The following is a 14,820-nucleotide window of genomic DNA, read 5'->3' on the forward strand; positions in this document are numbered from 1 at the left end:
ACCGGCCCGATGAATCCGAGACGGGGCACGCTATGGAGTGGCTTGGTTTGCAGTTTGTTACCGAGCTGCCGGAGAGCGGACAGGTCATACTCAATTGCACCCACGATCCCGTGCTGGTGCTGGTGGCGTATCTGGTCGCGTGCGCGGCCAGTTTTGCCACGCTGGACATGGCCGAGCGGGTCGGCCATGCCGAAAACCCGGGCGCGCGACGCGTCTGGCGCTGGATCGGCGGCGCCTGCCTGGCCGGCGGGATCTGGGCCATGCATTTCATTGGCATGCTGGCGTTTCAGGCCCCTATCGAGATCCACTACCACCTGCCGACCACCCTGTTTTCCCTGCTGATCGCCCTGCTCGCCTCGGCGCTGGCCATGCACACCCTGAGCGTGGCGCAGCCGAGTCTGGCGCGTTGCCTGAGGACTGCCGTGGTCATCGGCCTGGGGATCGCCAGCATGCATTACGTCGGCATGGCCGCCATGCAATCGAGCGCCACGGCGTATTACCAACCGAGTCTATTCGGACTGTCGATCGTGATCGCCGTCGGCGCCAGTTTTGCGGCGTTGTGGGTGGCCGGCTACCTGCGTGAAGGCAGCGGCGTGGCGCATCAGGTGCTCAAATACGTCGCCGCGCTGATGCTCGGCGCCGGCATTATCAGCATGCACTTCACCGGCATGGCCGCCTTGCAACTGGTGCTGCCCGACGGCGCCGCACCGACGATGGCCGTGGAAACCAGCCATCTGCAACTGGGCCTGACGGTCGCGTTGATCATCTTGCTGATTCTGGGCAGCGCCATCAGCGCCGCCATGGCCGACAAAAAACTGCAGAACAAGGAACACGACCTGCGCCGGGTCAATGCCCTGCTCAGCCAGCTCGATCAGGCGCGCATGTCGTTGCAGCAAGTGGCCAACTACGACGCGCTGACCAACCTGATCAATCGCCGTGGCTTCAATCAGCTCTTCGCCGAGAAGCTCAGCCAGAAAGCCAGCGAAGGCGGCATGCTGGCGGTGATGTTTCTCGACATCGACCACTTCAAGCGTATCAACGACAGCCTCGGCCACGATGCCGGCGATGCGCTGCTCAAAGTCATCGCCAGTCACATCAAAAGCTCGGTGCGCAGCCATGAGGACGTGGTCGCAAGGTTCGGAGGTGACGAGTTCTGCATCCTCATCAGCCTGCGTGACCGCGAGGAAGCGCGCAACATGGCCCAGCGCATCATGCTCAAGATGAAAGAGCCCATTGAACTGGCCGGGCGCCGGATGGTGATGACCACCAGCATCGGCATCAGCCTGTTTCCGCACGATGGCAGCACTTGCGAAGAGTTGCTCAAGCACGCCGACCTCGCGCTCTACCAATCCAAGGGCGCCGGGCGCAACGGTTTGCACTTTTTCAGTCCCAGCCTCAAGACTCGCGCCAGCTTCGAGCTGCAACTGGAAGAGGAATTGCGTAACGCCTTGCGTGAAGAGCACGCGCTGATGCTGTATTACCAGCCGATTTTTGAACTGAAAACCGGCCGCGTGACCAAGCTCGAAGCGTTGATCCGCTGGCAACATCCGACCCACGGCTTGCTGACCCCGGACCGTTTTATCGGCATTGCCGAAAACAACGGCCTGATCGCCGAACTGGACAACTGGGTGCTGCGCCGGGCCTGCAAGGATCTGGGCGAGCTGTCGCGCCATGGCTGCGAAGACCTGAAAATCGCCTGGAACTGCTCACCGCTGAACCTGGCCCGCGAGGAACTGGCCGACGAAATCGAAAGCGCGTTGCGCACTGCCGGCGTCGCGCCGGAGCGGCTGGAGCTGGAAGTCACCGAGAACGCCCTGATGGGCAATATCGCCAATACTCTGGTGCTGTTGCGCCAGATCCGCGCCCTCGGCGTGTCGCTGTCGATTGATGACTTCGGCACCGGTTACTCGTCGCTGGCCTACCTTAAACGCCTGCCGCTCAATACGCTGAAGATTGACCGCTCTTTCATCCTCGACATTCCCACCGCCACCGCCGACATGGAAATCGTTCAGGCAATTATCGTCATGGCCCATACCCTGCATTTGCAGGTGGTCACCGAAGGCGTGGAAAGTCTGGAGCAATACGAATTCCTCGAGCGCTCGGGTTGCGATTTCATTCAGGGCTACCTGCTCAGCCGCCCGGTGCCGCTGGATGAATTGCGCCCGGTGCTGGAGGAAATCAACCAGCGCAAGCCTTCACACGCGGTCAATCCGTTGAGTCTGGCGCACGGTACATTTGCACCAATGTCGCTGGATCCTTCGCCAAAAAACCCTGCGCCCCATGCAGGCGCATCAGTTGTGCGGCCAATCCGCTGATCGGCGTGGCCGAGCCTTGCTCGCGAGAGAATTTCACCGCCGTGTCGAGATCCTTGAGCAGTGTGCGCACATGCCACTTGATCGGCTCAAAACGGCTCTCGGCCATTTGCGGGGCGAGGATCTGCAAGGGTTTCGAATCGGCAAAGCCACCGGCCAGCGCCTCGGCGATCAGGCGCGCATCGACGCCTGCCTGTTCAGCCAGCGCCACCACTTCGGCAATCACCAGCGCATTGCAGGCGACGATCATCTGATTGCAGGCCTTGGTCACCTGGCCGGCACCAATGCCGCCCATGTGCGTGACGCGCTGACCGAGAGTGAGCAACACCGGGCGCACGCGTTCAAGATGCTCCGCCGCACCGCCGACCATGATCGCCAGGCTGCCGGCTTCGGCACCGACCACGCCGCCGGACACCGGCGAATCGAGCCAGTGCATGCCGGTTTTTTCGGCCAGCTCGGCGGCCATTTCGCGGGTCGCGGTCGGTTCGAGGCTGGAAAAATCCACCAGTAACTGAGCTTTTCTCGCCCCTTCAGCCACACCGCCAGCGCCAAACACCACCTCACGGACCACTGCGGTATCGGCCAGACACAGCATGACCATATCGGCGTGCTCGCACAGTTCAGCGGGGCTCGCGACTTGACGGGCGCCAGCTTCAACCAGTGGCGCGCATTTGTCCGGGTTGCGATTCCACACGGCCAGCGGGTAACCCGCGGCCAACAACCGTCGACACATGGGCAAGCCCATCAGGCCGATTCCGGCAAATCCCAACGAAGGTAGCGTTGACATCATTTTGCCTCTTTTCCATTAAAGATCGCCGAATAATGGCCGATTCATCAACGATCAGGAAAGGATTCCGCCCAGCGATCACCCCAGGCCAACACCCTGGCGCTCGGGCCTAATTCGCGCAAAAGACGCGAGATCCTATTCCGTGAGGTTCACCGGCACTGGTCGGCGAACCAACCCAGTCCAGGTGCATGGCGCAATGACTTCTAACAACAAGCCCGCCACGGCGGTATCCGATCTGACGCTGAATCCTGCCGCCAACAGCGCTTCACCGTCCAGGCCATCGGCTCCCTCGCGCCCGCTGTCGACCCAGCAATACCTGTATTTCACTGAAACCAACACCGACCGCATCCTCGACAACCTCGACGGCCTGCGCGATTCGGTGTTCCCGCGCCCACCTCACCAGGAAGGCGACAACGAGCAGCACAACGATCAGGAATTTCCGTCGGTGTGCCTGATCGGCCTCGGTCGCTGCGGCTCCAACATCGCCCTGGATGTTGCGGAGCTGGTGTACAACGCGCGCAAGTTCTACCTCAACGAATTCAACAACGAAGACCGCCCGGCGGATCGGCGTCTGGCCGACAAGGGCTACAGCCCGGCGCAGTGGATCAAGAACAACCTGCGCATCGGCACCAGCAAATCGACCAAACCGGTGTTTCTGGTCGAACCGCTGGTGATGCTCGGCGACCTCGACAAGGACATCGCCGGACGCATCCGTTTTTCGCGCAAGGGCGAGAAAAGCGGCTTCCTGCGCGACTACAGCAAAATGAAAATCATGGACTTGTCCGAAGTCCACGCCGGTGGCGCCGGTAACGCGCCGATCCTCGGCCAGTACCTGGCGAAGATCATCCTCAATAAGGACACCCAGCGCTTCTCCAGCCCCGACTGGAAAATGATCCACTCGTACCTGATCGACAGCTGCGGCATCAAAGCCAACCAGTCGCGCCTGTACTTTTCAATCTTCAGTGCCGGCGGCGGTACCGGTTCGGGCATGGCCTCGGAGTTTGGTCTGGCCCAGCAGCACTCGTACATGAACAAGACGTTCGACACCAAGCCGATGGATGAACACGACGGCAAGAGCGGTCATTCGTTTGTGTTCGAGCCGATCTTCACCAGCGGCATCTGCGTGCTGCCGAATATTTCCGATCACCGCAGCGAAATGTCCGAGGCGCTGCACATCAACGCCGGGCGTTTGCTGTGCAAATACCTTTCGGAGGAATGGGACTTCTCCTACAACTTCGCCAACGAAGACAGCAGCGAAGCCAGCGTCATGGGCCGTATCCGCCCGTGGAACGCGATGATGCTGATCTCCAACGACATCATGCGTTACGCCGAAGAAAGCGATGACGGCAACATCCAGAACATTGATGTCAATGCGATGGAGAAGCACGCCAACCAGTATATCTCGCAGCAGATCTTCAACATTCTCACGGCGCAGGCGGTTACCACCGACTACGACCAGAACTACTTCCGCCGCGCCGGCATCGACATCGGCGAGACCATTCGCCTGGATGCCAACGACCTGTTCATGAGCTTGGCCGGCCCGGTGGCGATTGCCTACGCCGAATCGGTGGTGCCGGAAACGCCGCCGCCGAGCAGCGACAAGTTCAAGGTCTTCGATAAAGAGCCACAGCGTCTGAACATCGATGACCTGTTCTTCCGCTCGATCGACTTGCCGCACTTCAACAAGGTTACCCAAGCCATCGAAGGCATCAGTTTGTTGCCGATCGAATCCAAGCGTTATCGCGCCTCGCTGGAGCAGTACAAGAATTCCGGTTACGACGCGGCGGCACTGCACGACCTGCACTTCTTCAAGAACTGCTCGTCGGTGGTCTCGATCGTCTCACTGCCGAAAGACTACAAGCTGTCCTACATGGACCTGAACCGGTTGAAAACCCACCTCAACAGCCTGTTCCCCAACACCACGCTCAAGCGTTACGCGTTGGTGATCGGCGCTTCGGCCAACCTGTCGCTGACCACCCTGATCGCCAAGAGCCCGTGCCTGTCGGACGACTTCCTGACCCTGATCGTGGCGTTCATCAAGCGCTGCTTCGCGAAGAATCCGTACCGCTTCGACGAGACACTGGACAACTCGATTCTCGACTTCATCGTTCAAGAAGATTTTGACGAAGACCGCATCGACGAATTGCTGAACGAATTCGAGAATCCGGCGAAGATCCTCGATACCAACTGGTACGCGATCAAACCGATGTACGAGAAGAAATACCGCGAGCTGATCAACGACAAAGACAAGTTTGTCTCGATCAACGACATTCGTTTGTCCCGCGATTGCGTGAAGAAGTCGATCAAGTACCTGCGTGAGATCTACCGTCACCGGATTGGCAAGACCAAGGTTATTTCGCTGAATAACCATACCGGCAAGACTTATTCGGTCTGATCCGGCACCGAGTCGCCCCATTCGCGAGCAGGCTCGTCCCCATGATCGTTCCCACGCTCTGCGTGGGAATGCATCAATGGACGCTCTGCGTCCGCATTGGGACGCAGAGCGTCCCGGCTGCATTCCCACGCGGAGCGCGGGAACGATCAAATCTTGCTGAACCAACATCCAGAAACAATTAAGCGGCCCTAAAGCCGCTTAATAAACTGTTCCCGTTACGTTTACGTCACCGTGATGCGTGGTGTTTCTCTACGGCAACGTGCCATCACGCTACTCCGCTACACACTTGCGGCGCGACAAGGCAAGCACCAAAAAGGTGCAATCAATCAAGTCGCCGCCCTTTCCTGGATCAGAATCCACGGCGAAACCACCACCGCCCAGAGCTGTGGATCACGCTCGAAGATATCCAGCGCCCGCGTTTCAGACAGCTTGGCGACCTTGTCGTCGGCCAGCCAGGCCGCGACTTTCTCGCCTTCATCCGATGCCACGGCCTCGGCAGCGGCGATCAAATCCAGGTCAGGGTCGACCCACAATAGGGCACCCTTGGCGAAGAACGGCTCCAGCTCCTTCCAGGTGATAGATGCCGTTTCACCAAGCAGCTTGGCATAGAGGGTGCTAGGTTCTTGATTCATGGGAACTGTCCGGAAAAGAAATCGACGCGAATCATAAACGTTGGTGGTCCGTCAGAAAAACCCGGTTGCAAATGGCTGCACCGAACGAAAAGAGCAGGAACGCCAGGGAATGCTGCTGTTTAGGCTATATGCCTACGAATGCCCCGCCGCGATTCTGTCTTTTTCATTCAAAAATGCGACACCCCCAAGTTTTGCCCCGTGACGCCTGCTTCCCAGTTGAACAAGCGGCGCTCTACACTGTACCGGTACAGTTGCCGGGGGCATTTCCGGAGGGTATCGCAAAGATATCTGTCCCGGTTCTGCTGCTGCGGCGCCAGAACTCTAAAAAATACAACAGTAAGAGTGGAGCACTATGACTAAGGCTACTAAGCAGATTTCCAAACTGTTTGCCGCTATGGTTCTGGCCGGGGTTGCCAGCCATTCGTTCGCAGCTGACACCATCAAGATCGGTATCGCAGGTCCCAAGACCGGTCCAGTAGCCCAGTACGGCGACATGCAGTTCAGTGGCGCCAAAATGGCCATCGAGCAGATCAACGCCAAGGGCGGCGTCGACGGCAAGCAACTGCAAGCCGTTGAATACGACGATGCCTGCGATCCGAAACAAGCGGTTGCGGTAGCGAACAAGGTCGTCAACGACGGCGTCAAGTTCGTGGTCGGTCACCTGTGCTCCAGCTCCACTCAGCCGGCTTCGGACATCTACGAAGACGAAGGCGTGATCATGATCACCCCGGCCGCCACCAGCCCGGACATCACCGCCCGTGGCTACAAAATGATCTTCCGTACTATCGGTCTGGACAGCGCGCAGGGCCCTGCCGCCGGTAACTACATCGCCGATCACGTCAAACCGAAAGTGGTTGGCGTGCTGCACGACAAACAGCAATACGGTGAAGGCATCGCCACCGCCGTCAAATCGACCCTCGAGAAGAAAGGCACCAAGGTTGCCGTGTTCGAAGGCGTCAACGCCGGCGACAAAGACTTCTCGGCGATCATCGCCAAGCTCAAGCAAGCCGGCGTCGACTTCGTCTACTACGGCGGCTACCACCCGGAGCTGGGCCTGATCCTGCGCCAGGCTCAGGAAAAAGGCCTGAAAGCCCGCTTCATGGGTCCGGAAGGCGTGGGTAACGACTCGATCACCCAGATCGCCAAGGACGCATCCGAAGGCCTGCTGGTGACCCTGCCGAAATCCTTCGACCAGGATCCGGCCAACGTCGCCCTGGCTGACGCATTCAAAGCCAAGAAGGAAGACCCGAGCGGTCCGTTCGTGTTCCCGTCCTACTCGGCTGTGACCGTGATTGCCGAAGGCATCAAGGCTGCCAAGTCCGAAGACGCAACCAAAGTGGCTGAAGCCATTCACGCCGGTTCGTTCAAAACTCCGACTGGCGAGCTGAGCTTCGACGACAAGGGCGACCTGAAAGACTTCAAATTTGTGGTCTACGAGTGGCACAACGGCAAACCTAAAACCGAAGTTTCGCCTCAGTAAGGCCTTGCCTGACTGACTGCCAATAAAGCCCACGGCGTGCCGTGGGCTTTGTTTTACGAACGTATTGGGCCGCGCTGGCGTGATCCGCCAGTCTCCCCACCTGAAAATCTCAAAACCGTCATCAGCGGTTCGCTGGCAAAACCCGGATTCGAAGTGGATAAAGATCCACGGGGCCGGGCGGGAAAATGACTCCACCAGTGAAATGCGTATCAGGTTTTTAGGAGCGCTGTAATGCCTGACATCTATCACTTCTTCCAACAGCTGGTTAACGGCCTCAACGTTGGCAGCATGTATGCCCTGATCGCCATCGGCTACACGATGGTTTACGGCATCATTGGAATGATCAACTTCGCCCACGGCGAGGTGTACATGATCGGCTCCTACGTGGCGTTCATCGCCATTGCCGGGCTGACCATGATGGGACTCGACAGTGTCCCGCTGTTGATGACCGCGGCGTTCATCGCCAGCATCGTCGTCACCAGTTCCTACGGTTACAGCATCGAACGGATCGCCTACCGCCCCCTGCGTGGCAGCAACCGTCTGATCCCGCTGATTTCCGCCATCGGTATGTCGATCTTCCTGCAGAACACCGTTCTGCTGGCGCAAGACTCCAAGGACAAAGCTATCCCCAACCTGATCCCGGGCAACTTCGCCTTCGGTCCAGGTGGCGCACAAGAAGTGCTGATTTCCTACATGCAGATCGTGGTGTTCGTGGTTACCCTGATCGCCATGCTCGGCCTGACCCTGTTCATCTCCCGTTCCCGCCTGGGCCGCGCCTGCCGCGCCTGTGCCGAGGACATCAAGATGGCCAACCTGCTCGGCATCAACACCAACAACATCATCGCCCTGACCTTCGTCATCGGTGCTGCGCTGGCTGCCGTTGCGGCGGTCCTGCTGAGCATGCAATACGGCGTGATCAACCCCAACGCCGGTTTCCTCGTCGGCCTCAAGGCCTTCACCGCTGCGGTACTGGGCGGCATCGGCAGCATCCCAGGGGCCATGCTCGGCGGGTTGGTGCTGGGTGTAGCGGAAGCGTTCGGTGCCGATATCTTCGGCGACCAGTACAAGGACGTCGTGGCGTTCGGCTTGCTGGTTCTGGTGCTGTTGTTCCGTCCGACCGGCATTCTGGGCCGTCCGGAGGTTGAGAAAGTATGACTAGGAATCTTAAACAGGCACTGTTCAGTGCCTTGCTGGTGTGGGCTGTGGCCTACCCGGTACTCGGTCTCAAACTGACCATCGTCGGCATCAATCTGGAAGTGCACAACACCAGCCCTGCGGTACTCGCGACCATCGCGATCTGCTCGGTGCTGATGTTTTTGCGCGTGCTGTTCAACCAGCAGATCAGCAAGGCCTGGCGTTCTTCGCCGGGCATGCCGCTGATTCCGGCCAAGGCCAGCAACTTCCTGACCCTGCCCTCTACCCAGCGTTATTTCATCATTGGGCTGATTGTGCTGGCGCTGGTGTGGCCGTTCTTCGGCTCCCGTGGCGCGGTGGATATCGCCACGCTGATCCTGATCTACGTGATGCTCGGCCTCGGTCTGAACATCGTCGTCGGTCTGGCCGGTCTGCTTGACCTGGGTTACGTCGGTTTTTACGCCGTCGGCGCCTACAGCTACGCGCTGCTGTCGCATTATTACGGCCTGAGTTTCTGGATCTGCCTGCCGATTGCCGGCCTGATGGCGGCGACGTTCGGCTTCCTGCTGGGCTTCCCGGTATTGCGTCTGCGCGGCGACTATCTGGCGATCGTGACCTTGGGTTTCGGCGAGATCATCCGTCTGTTCCTGCGTAACCTGACGGACATCACCGGCGGCCCGAACGGCATCAGCAACATCGAGAAACCGACGTTCTTCGGCCTGACCTTCGAGCGTAAAGCGGCCGAAGGCCTGCAGACGTTCCATGAGTATTTCGGCCTGCAATACAACTCGATCAACAAGGTGATCTTCCTCTACCTCGTTGCCCTGTTGCTGGCGCTGGCAGCGCTGTTCGTCATCAACCGTTTGCTGCGCATGCCGATCGGCCGTGCCTGGGAAGCGCTGCGTGAAGATGAAATCGCCTGCCGTGCGCTGGGTCTGAACCCGACAGTGATCAAGCTTTCCGCGTTCACCCTGGGCGCCGCGTTTGCCGGTTTCGCCGGCAGCTTCTTCGCCGCGCGTCAGGGTCTGGTGACGCCCGAGTCGTTTACCTTCATCGAGTCGGCGATCATCCTCGCCATCGTCGTGTTGGGCGGGATGGGCTCGCAGTTGGGCGTGATCCTGGCGGCGATCGTGATGATCCTGTTGCCGGAAATGATGCGTGAGTTCAGCGAGTACCGCATGTTGATGTTCGGCGCGCTGATGGTGTTGATGATGATCTGGCGTCCACAAGGTCTGCTGCCGATGCAACGCCCACACATGGAGTTGCGCAAATGAGCCGCGAGATCCTTAAAGTCGAAAATCTAAGCATGCGCTTCGGCGGCTTGCTGGCGGTCAACGGCGTGGCGCTGACCGTCAAAGAGAAACAGGTTGTTGCGCTGATCGGGCCGAACGGCGCCGGCAAAACCACCGTGTTCAACTGCCTGACCGGTTTCTATCAGCCTACCGGCGGCAGCATCCTGCTCGACGGCGAGCCGATCCAGGGCCTGCCGGGCCACAAGATCGCCCTCAAAGGCGTGGTGCGTACGTTCCAGAACGTGCGTTTGTTCAAGGACATGACGGCGGTCGAGAACCTGTTGATCGCCCAGCACCGTCACCTGAACACCAACTTCCTGTCCGGCCTGTTCAAGACCCCGGCGTTCCGCAAAAGCGAGCGCGAGGCCATGGAGTTTGCCGAGTACTGGCTGGAAAAGGTCAACCTCAAAGAGTTCGCCAATCGTACCGCCGGCACCCTCGCCTACGGCCAGCAACGGCGTCTGGAAATCGCTCGCTGCATGATGACCCGCCCGCGGATTCTCATGCTCGACGAACCGGCCGCCGGCCTGAACCCGAAGGAAACCGAAGACCTCAAGGCGTTGATCGGCGTGCTGCGTGAAGAGCACAACGTCACCGTGCTGCTGATCGAGCACGACATGAAACTGGTCATGAGCATTTCCGACCACATCGTCGTGATCAACCAGGGCACGCCACTGGCCGACGGTACGCCGGAACAGATCCGCGACAATCCTGAAGTGATCAAAGCCTACCTGGGGGAAGCGTAAATGCTGCAGTTCGAAAACGTTTCCACCTTCTACGGCAAGATCCAGGCCCTGCACAGCGTCAATGTCGAAGTCCGTCAGGGCGAGATCGTCACGCTGATCGGCGCCAACGGTGCCGGCAAATCCACGCTGCTGATGACGCTGTGCGGTTCACCGCAGGCGCACAGCGGCAGCATCCGCTACATGGGTGAGGAACTGGTCGGCCAGGACTCGTCGCAGATCATGCGCAAGAGCATTGCCGTGGTCCCGGAAGGTCGTCGAGTGTTTGCCCGTCTGACTGTGGAAGAAAACCTGTCCATGGGCGGATTTTTCACCGACAAGGGCGACTATCAAGAACAGATGGACAAGGTCCTCGGACTTTTCCCACGCCTGAAAGAACGCTTCAACCAGCGCGGCGGCACCATGTCCGGCGGCGAACAGCAAATGCTCGCCATCGGCCGTGCGCTGATGAGCAAGCCGAAACTGTTGCTGCTCGACGAGCCGTCGCTGGGCCTGGCGCCGATCATCATCCAGCAGATCTTCGACATCATCGAACAGCTGCGCAAGGACGGTGTGACCGTGTTCCTGGTCGAGCAGAACGCCAACCAGGCGCTGAAAATCGCCGACCGCGCCTACGTGCTGGAGAACGGCCGCGTGGTCATGCAAGGCACCGGTGAAGCGCTGCTGACCGATCCGAAAGTGCGCGAGGCGTATTTGGGCGGTTGAGGGATATCGCTAAATTAAAAACGGCCTTCGGGCCGTTTTTAATTTTAAAGCGAAGTTAAACCAACGTTCGACTTAATAGTCATGAGCCAATCTGCGCTTTAATGTAGTCGATGGCTTGTTGAACAGTTGCGATGTCTTCGGCAGCGTCGCCTAGAATCTTTACATCAAACTCGTCCTCCAACGCCATAACCAACTCAACCACAGCCAAGGAGTCCGCTCCTAAATCGGCTGAAAAATCGGCTGGACCTACAACGTCCACCGGATCTATGCCAAGACTTCCTGAAACAATTTCCTTTACCCGCTCTTCTACAGTAGCCATTCGATGCTCCTTAATTCTCGTCCGATGCCACTCTTTATTTCCTTGCAAACTCCCGCTTCAGTACCGCTTCTTGACAGGCTCCATAGCGTAACAAGGACCAATGATAGAGGTTCATTTCTTAATCTTTGAAATAAGCGTCATAAATATTCTTCCTAGTAGATGACTGACCAGATTTGAATATAACCACTTGAAAAATACTGACCACTGTTATAAATGACAGTTTTTTAGACGCATCGGCGATAAAAAATTCTTTTATTACACTGCCATTCTTCCTTCAAATAATTGATCGGAGCCTGAAAGTTTCAGCCAAGTTATTCGAGATATTTGGCGCCCCCAAGGAATCTCTGTGGGAGCGGGCTTGCTCGCGAAAGCAGTGTGTCAGTTAACGAAGATGTCGAATGATTCACCGCTTTCGCGAGCAAGCCCGCTCCCACACGGGATAACCGTGTCAGGAAAAATTCCGGAAAAGTTTTGCGCCCGCTGTAACGCATCGCTGTGAGCTTTCTCTAGAGGGACAAGCAAGCGCAAACCGCTTGCAGAAACCCTGATAAATCTGGAGAAACATCATGACTGCGACTACCCGTACCCTGTCCGCCACCGCCCTGGTTCTGGCCCTCGGTTCCGCTCTGAGCATCGCCACTGTCTCCACTGCACAAGCCGCCGATGCCAACATGGAAAAATGCTTCGGCGTGGCGCTGAAAGGCAAGAATGATTGCGCCGCAGGTGCAGGCACCACCTGTGCCGGCACGGCGAAAATGGACTATCAGGCCAACGCCTGGAAGCTCGTTCCGAAAGGCACCTGCATCACCACCGAAAGCAAAACCTCGCCGAGCGGTTTCGGTCAGCTCGAAGCCTTTAAAGCCAAGTCCTGATCGTTGGTCTGCCTGAGTGACGCCCATGTTCAGTCATCACGAACCGTCCCTGCCGCGCACTCAGGCAGCTCGCACCGAGCTCCCCGCCCGTGCCGGGCTGGGGCTCAAGACCGGGCACTTCCTTGAAGTGCTCGGCTCCATCCCCGACCTCGGTTTCTTCGAGGTCCACGCCGAAAACTACATGGTGGCCGGCGGCCCGTTTCATCATTTCCTCGGTTTGATCCGCGAACAGTACCCGTTGTCATTGCATGGCGTGGGGCTGTCGATCGGTGGCGAAGGTCCGCTCGATACCGGGCATCTCCAACGCCTCGCCGAGCTGATCGAGCGCTATCAACCACAATCCTTTTCCGAACACCTGGCCTGGTCGAGCCATGGCCCGGTGTTTCTCAACGATCTGCTGCCACTGGCCTATGACACGCCAACGCTGAATCGCGTCTGCGCGCACATCGATCAGGTGCAGAACACTCTGAAACGCCCGATGTTGCTGGAGAACCCGGCGACCTATCTGGCATTTCGGGATTCAACCCTCGACGAGACGGACTTCATCAGCGAAGTGATCCGGCGCAGTGGCTGCGGCTTGCTGCTCGACGTCAACAATGTCTACGTGTCGTGCGTCAACCATCAGCGTGATCCGCTGGCCTATCTCGACGCATTGCCGCTGCACGCCGTCGGCGAGATTCATATGGCCGGTTTCGCTGAAGATTGCGACAACCTCGGCGACCGCTTGCTGATCGACGACCACGGGGCGCCGGTCGATCAGGCAGTCTGGCGCCTGTATCGACAAGTGCTCGCGCGCATCGGCCCGGTGCCGACCCTGATCGAACGCGACAACCAGGTGCCAGCCTTCGACGTGTTGCTCGCCGAAGCGCAACAGGCCGAGGCGTTGTTGCGCCAGGCGGAGGGTGCACCATGAGCCGGCAAGCGGCCTTCGCCGCCGCGCTGCTCGACGTAAAACGGCCGTGTCCGGATGGCTTGTGCAGCCACAACGGTGCCGACCCTGCCAGCCGTTTCGCGGTGTATCGCAATAACGTGCACAGTTCGTTGGTCAACGCCTTGGCTGAGAGTTATCCGGTGGTGGTGCAGTTGGTCGGCGAAGAATTCTTCCGCGCCATGGCAGGCGTGTTTGTTCAACGCCAGCCACCGCAGAGTCCGCTGATGAGCCGTTACGGCGACGGATTTGCCGACTTCATCGCCGGCTTCGAACCGATCGCCGGCGTACCTTATGTCGCCGATGTTGCACGCCTTGAGCATCTGCGCACCCTCGCCTATCACGCCGCGGATGCGCAGCCCGTCCGGCCCGACGACATCAGCGCCGCCCTCGCCAGCCCGCGGGCCTTGAGCGATCTGTATCTGAGGCTTCATCCGTCCGTGCACACACTCGATTCCGCCTACGCGGTGGTCGCAATCTGGGCCGCACATCAGCAGGCGCAGACCCTGGCGGGGATTGGCCTCAATCAGGGTCAGCACGCCATGGTCCTGCGCAACGGACTGGACGTGGAAGTGTTTGCCGTTGAAGCCGGCGCCACGATGTTTATCCGTCACCTGCTCAAGGGTCAGCCACTGCTCGCGGCGGTGGAAAACAGCCCGCCCTTCGACCTCGCACAGACCCTTGCCGTGCTGATTGCACACAACGCCATCGCTCGCCTGACTCACAAGGAATTGCCATGAACATTTTCATCCTGCGGGCCGTCGCGCTGCTGGAAAAAATCCCGCACAGCCTGATCGCTTTCATCGCCCGCTTCTCGATCGCCGCCGTGTTCTGGAAGTCCGGCCAAACCAAGGTCGAAGGACTGGCCATCGACCTGATCGACGGCACCTTTGAATTGGGCTGGCCTCGTTTGGCTGATTCGACGATTCCGCTGTTCCAGAGCGAATACAACCTGCCGCTGTTGTCACCCGAGATCGCGGCACACATGGCGGCGTTCGCCGAGCATGCTTTCCCCGTGCTGATTCTGATCGGCTTGGCCACACGGTTTTCGGCGCTCGCATTGCTCGGCATGACCTTGGTCATTCAGCTGTTTGTCTATCCGGATGCTTATCCGACTCATGGCACCTGGGCGGCGGTGTTGCTGTACTTGATGACGACCGGGCCAGGCCGATTGTCGATAGATAATCTGATTGCCCGCCGATTCCAAGGCTGACCTGAATT

At 58.8% G+C, this 14,820-nt stretch carries 14 protein-coding genes; 11 read left to right on the plus strand and 3 right to left on the minus strand.

Annotation, left to right across the window (positions count from 1 at the left end):
* The first annotated feature begins 32 nt into the window (after positions 1-32).
* Positions 33-2,315: a putative bifunctional diguanylate cyclase/phosphodiesterase gene (locus HU739_RS11220; RefSeq protein WP_186551999.1), complete on the plus strand. Its 2,283-nt coding sequence runs from the start codon at positions 33-35 to the stop codon at positions 2,313-2,315.
* On the opposite strand, the gene HU739_RS11225 is transcribed toward HU739_RS11220, so the two are convergent.
* Positions 2,206-3,102 carry an NAD(P)-dependent oxidoreductase gene (locus HU739_RS11225; RefSeq protein WP_186552000.1) on the minus strand — a complete coding sequence of 299 codons (897 nt, stop codon included), beginning with the start codon at positions 3,100-3,102 and terminating at the stop codon, positions 2,206-2,208. The two genes, HU739_RS11220 and HU739_RS11225, sit on opposite strands and share 110 nt — an antisense overlap.
* A 193-nt stretch (positions 3,103-3,295) precedes the next feature.
* Between HU739_RS11225 and HU739_RS11230 the strand changes: the two genes are divergently transcribed.
* Entirely contained in the window at positions 3,296-5,494 is a 2,199-nt protein-coding gene (locus HU739_RS11230) for a hypothetical protein (RefSeq protein WP_186552001.1), read from the plus strand.
* 326 nt (positions 5,495-5,820) lie between these two features.
* Here the strand turns inward: HU739_RS11230 and HU739_RS11235 are convergent, their stop codons facing one another.
* Positions 5,821-6,126, minus strand: coding sequence for a DUF2288 domain-containing protein (locus HU739_RS11235; RefSeq protein WP_186552002.1), 306 nt, complete (start codon positions 6,124-6,126; stop codon positions 5,821-5,823).
* A 352-nt stretch (positions 6,127-6,478) separates the two neighbouring features.
* On the opposite strand from HU739_RS11235, the gene HU739_RS11240 reads away from it, so the two are divergent.
* The 5 genes from HU739_RS11240 to HU739_RS11260 all read left to right on the plus strand — a co-directional run bounded on the left by HU739_RS11240 (position 6,479) and on the right by HU739_RS11260 (position 11,480).
* The gene (locus tag HU739_RS11240; RefSeq protein ID WP_186552003.1) at positions 6,479-7,606 is read left to right on the plus strand and encodes a branched-chain amino acid ABC transporter substrate-binding protein; all 1,128 of its coding nucleotides are present in this window, start codon (positions 6,479-6,481) and stop codon (positions 7,604-7,606) included.
* Positions 7,607-7,837: 231 nt separating this feature from the next.
* A complete protein-coding gene (gene livH / locus HU739_RS11245) occupies positions 7,838-8,761 on the plus strand; it encodes a high-affinity branched-chain amino acid ABC transporter permease LivH (protein WP_186552004.1) in 924 nt (307 codons plus the stop codon).
* On the plus strand, positions 8,758-10,014 hold the full coding sequence (locus tag HU739_RS11250) for a high-affinity branched-chain amino acid ABC transporter permease LivM (protein ID WP_186552005.1): 1,257 nt from the start codon (positions 8,758-8,760) through the stop codon (positions 10,012-10,014). Before livH ends, HU739_RS11250 begins: the two co-directional genes overlap by 4 nt.
* The gene (livG, locus tag HU739_RS11255; RefSeq protein WP_016771357.1) at positions 10,011-10,778 is read left to right on the plus strand and encodes a high-affinity branched-chain amino acid ABC transporter ATP-binding protein LivG; all 768 of its coding nucleotides are present in this window, start codon (positions 10,011-10,013) and stop codon (positions 10,776-10,778) included. Before HU739_RS11250 ends, livG begins: the two co-directional genes overlap by 4 nt.
* A complete protein-coding gene (locus HU739_RS11260) occupies positions 10,779-11,480 on the plus strand; it encodes an ABC transporter ATP-binding protein (protein ID WP_003222380.1) in 702 nt (233 codons plus the stop codon).
* Positions 11,481-11,559: 79 nt separating this feature from the next.
* Here HU739_RS11260 and acpP read toward each other — a convergent pair whose 3' ends face one another.
* On the minus strand, positions 11,560-11,799 hold the full coding sequence (acpP, locus tag HU739_RS11265; RefSeq protein WP_186552006.1) for an acyl carrier protein: 240 nt from the start codon (positions 11,797-11,799) through the stop codon (positions 11,560-11,562).
* Positions 11,800-12,365: 566 nt separating this feature from the next.
* Between acpP and HU739_RS11270 the strand changes: the two genes are divergently transcribed.
* From HU739_RS11270 to HU739_RS11285, 4 genes are read left to right on the plus strand one after another with little or no spacing between them, the layout of a single operon-like run.
* A complete protein-coding gene (locus HU739_RS11270) occupies positions 12,366-12,671 on the plus strand; it encodes a BufA1 family periplasmic bufferin-type metallophore (protein WP_186552007.1) in 306 nt (101 codons plus the stop codon).
* A 25-nt stretch (positions 12,672-12,696) separates the two neighbouring features.
* Positions 12,697-13,584 carry an MNIO family bufferin maturase gene (bufB, locus tag HU739_RS11275; RefSeq protein WP_186552008.1) on the plus strand — a complete coding sequence of 296 codons (888 nt, stop codon included), beginning with the start codon at positions 12,697-12,699 and terminating at the stop codon, positions 13,582-13,584.
* Positions 13,581-14,339 carry an HvfC/BufC N-terminal domain-containing protein gene (locus tag HU739_RS11280; RefSeq protein WP_186552009.1) on the plus strand — a complete coding sequence of 253 codons (759 nt, stop codon included), beginning with the start codon at positions 13,581-13,583 and terminating at the stop codon, positions 14,337-14,339. Before bufB ends, HU739_RS11280 begins: the two co-directional genes overlap by 4 nt.
* A complete protein-coding gene (locus HU739_RS11285; RefSeq protein ID WP_186552010.1) occupies positions 14,336-14,812 on the plus strand; it encodes a DoxX family protein in 477 nt (158 codons plus the stop codon). Before HU739_RS11280 ends, HU739_RS11285 begins: the two co-directional genes overlap by 4 nt.
* The last annotated feature ends 8 nt before the right edge of the window (positions 14,813-14,820 follow it).

The organism is Pseudomonas hamedanensis (genome assembly GCF_014268595.2).
Classification (GTDB): domain Bacteria; phylum Pseudomonadota; class Gammaproteobacteria; order Pseudomonadales; family Pseudomonadaceae; genus Aquipseudomonas; species Aquipseudomonas hamedanensis.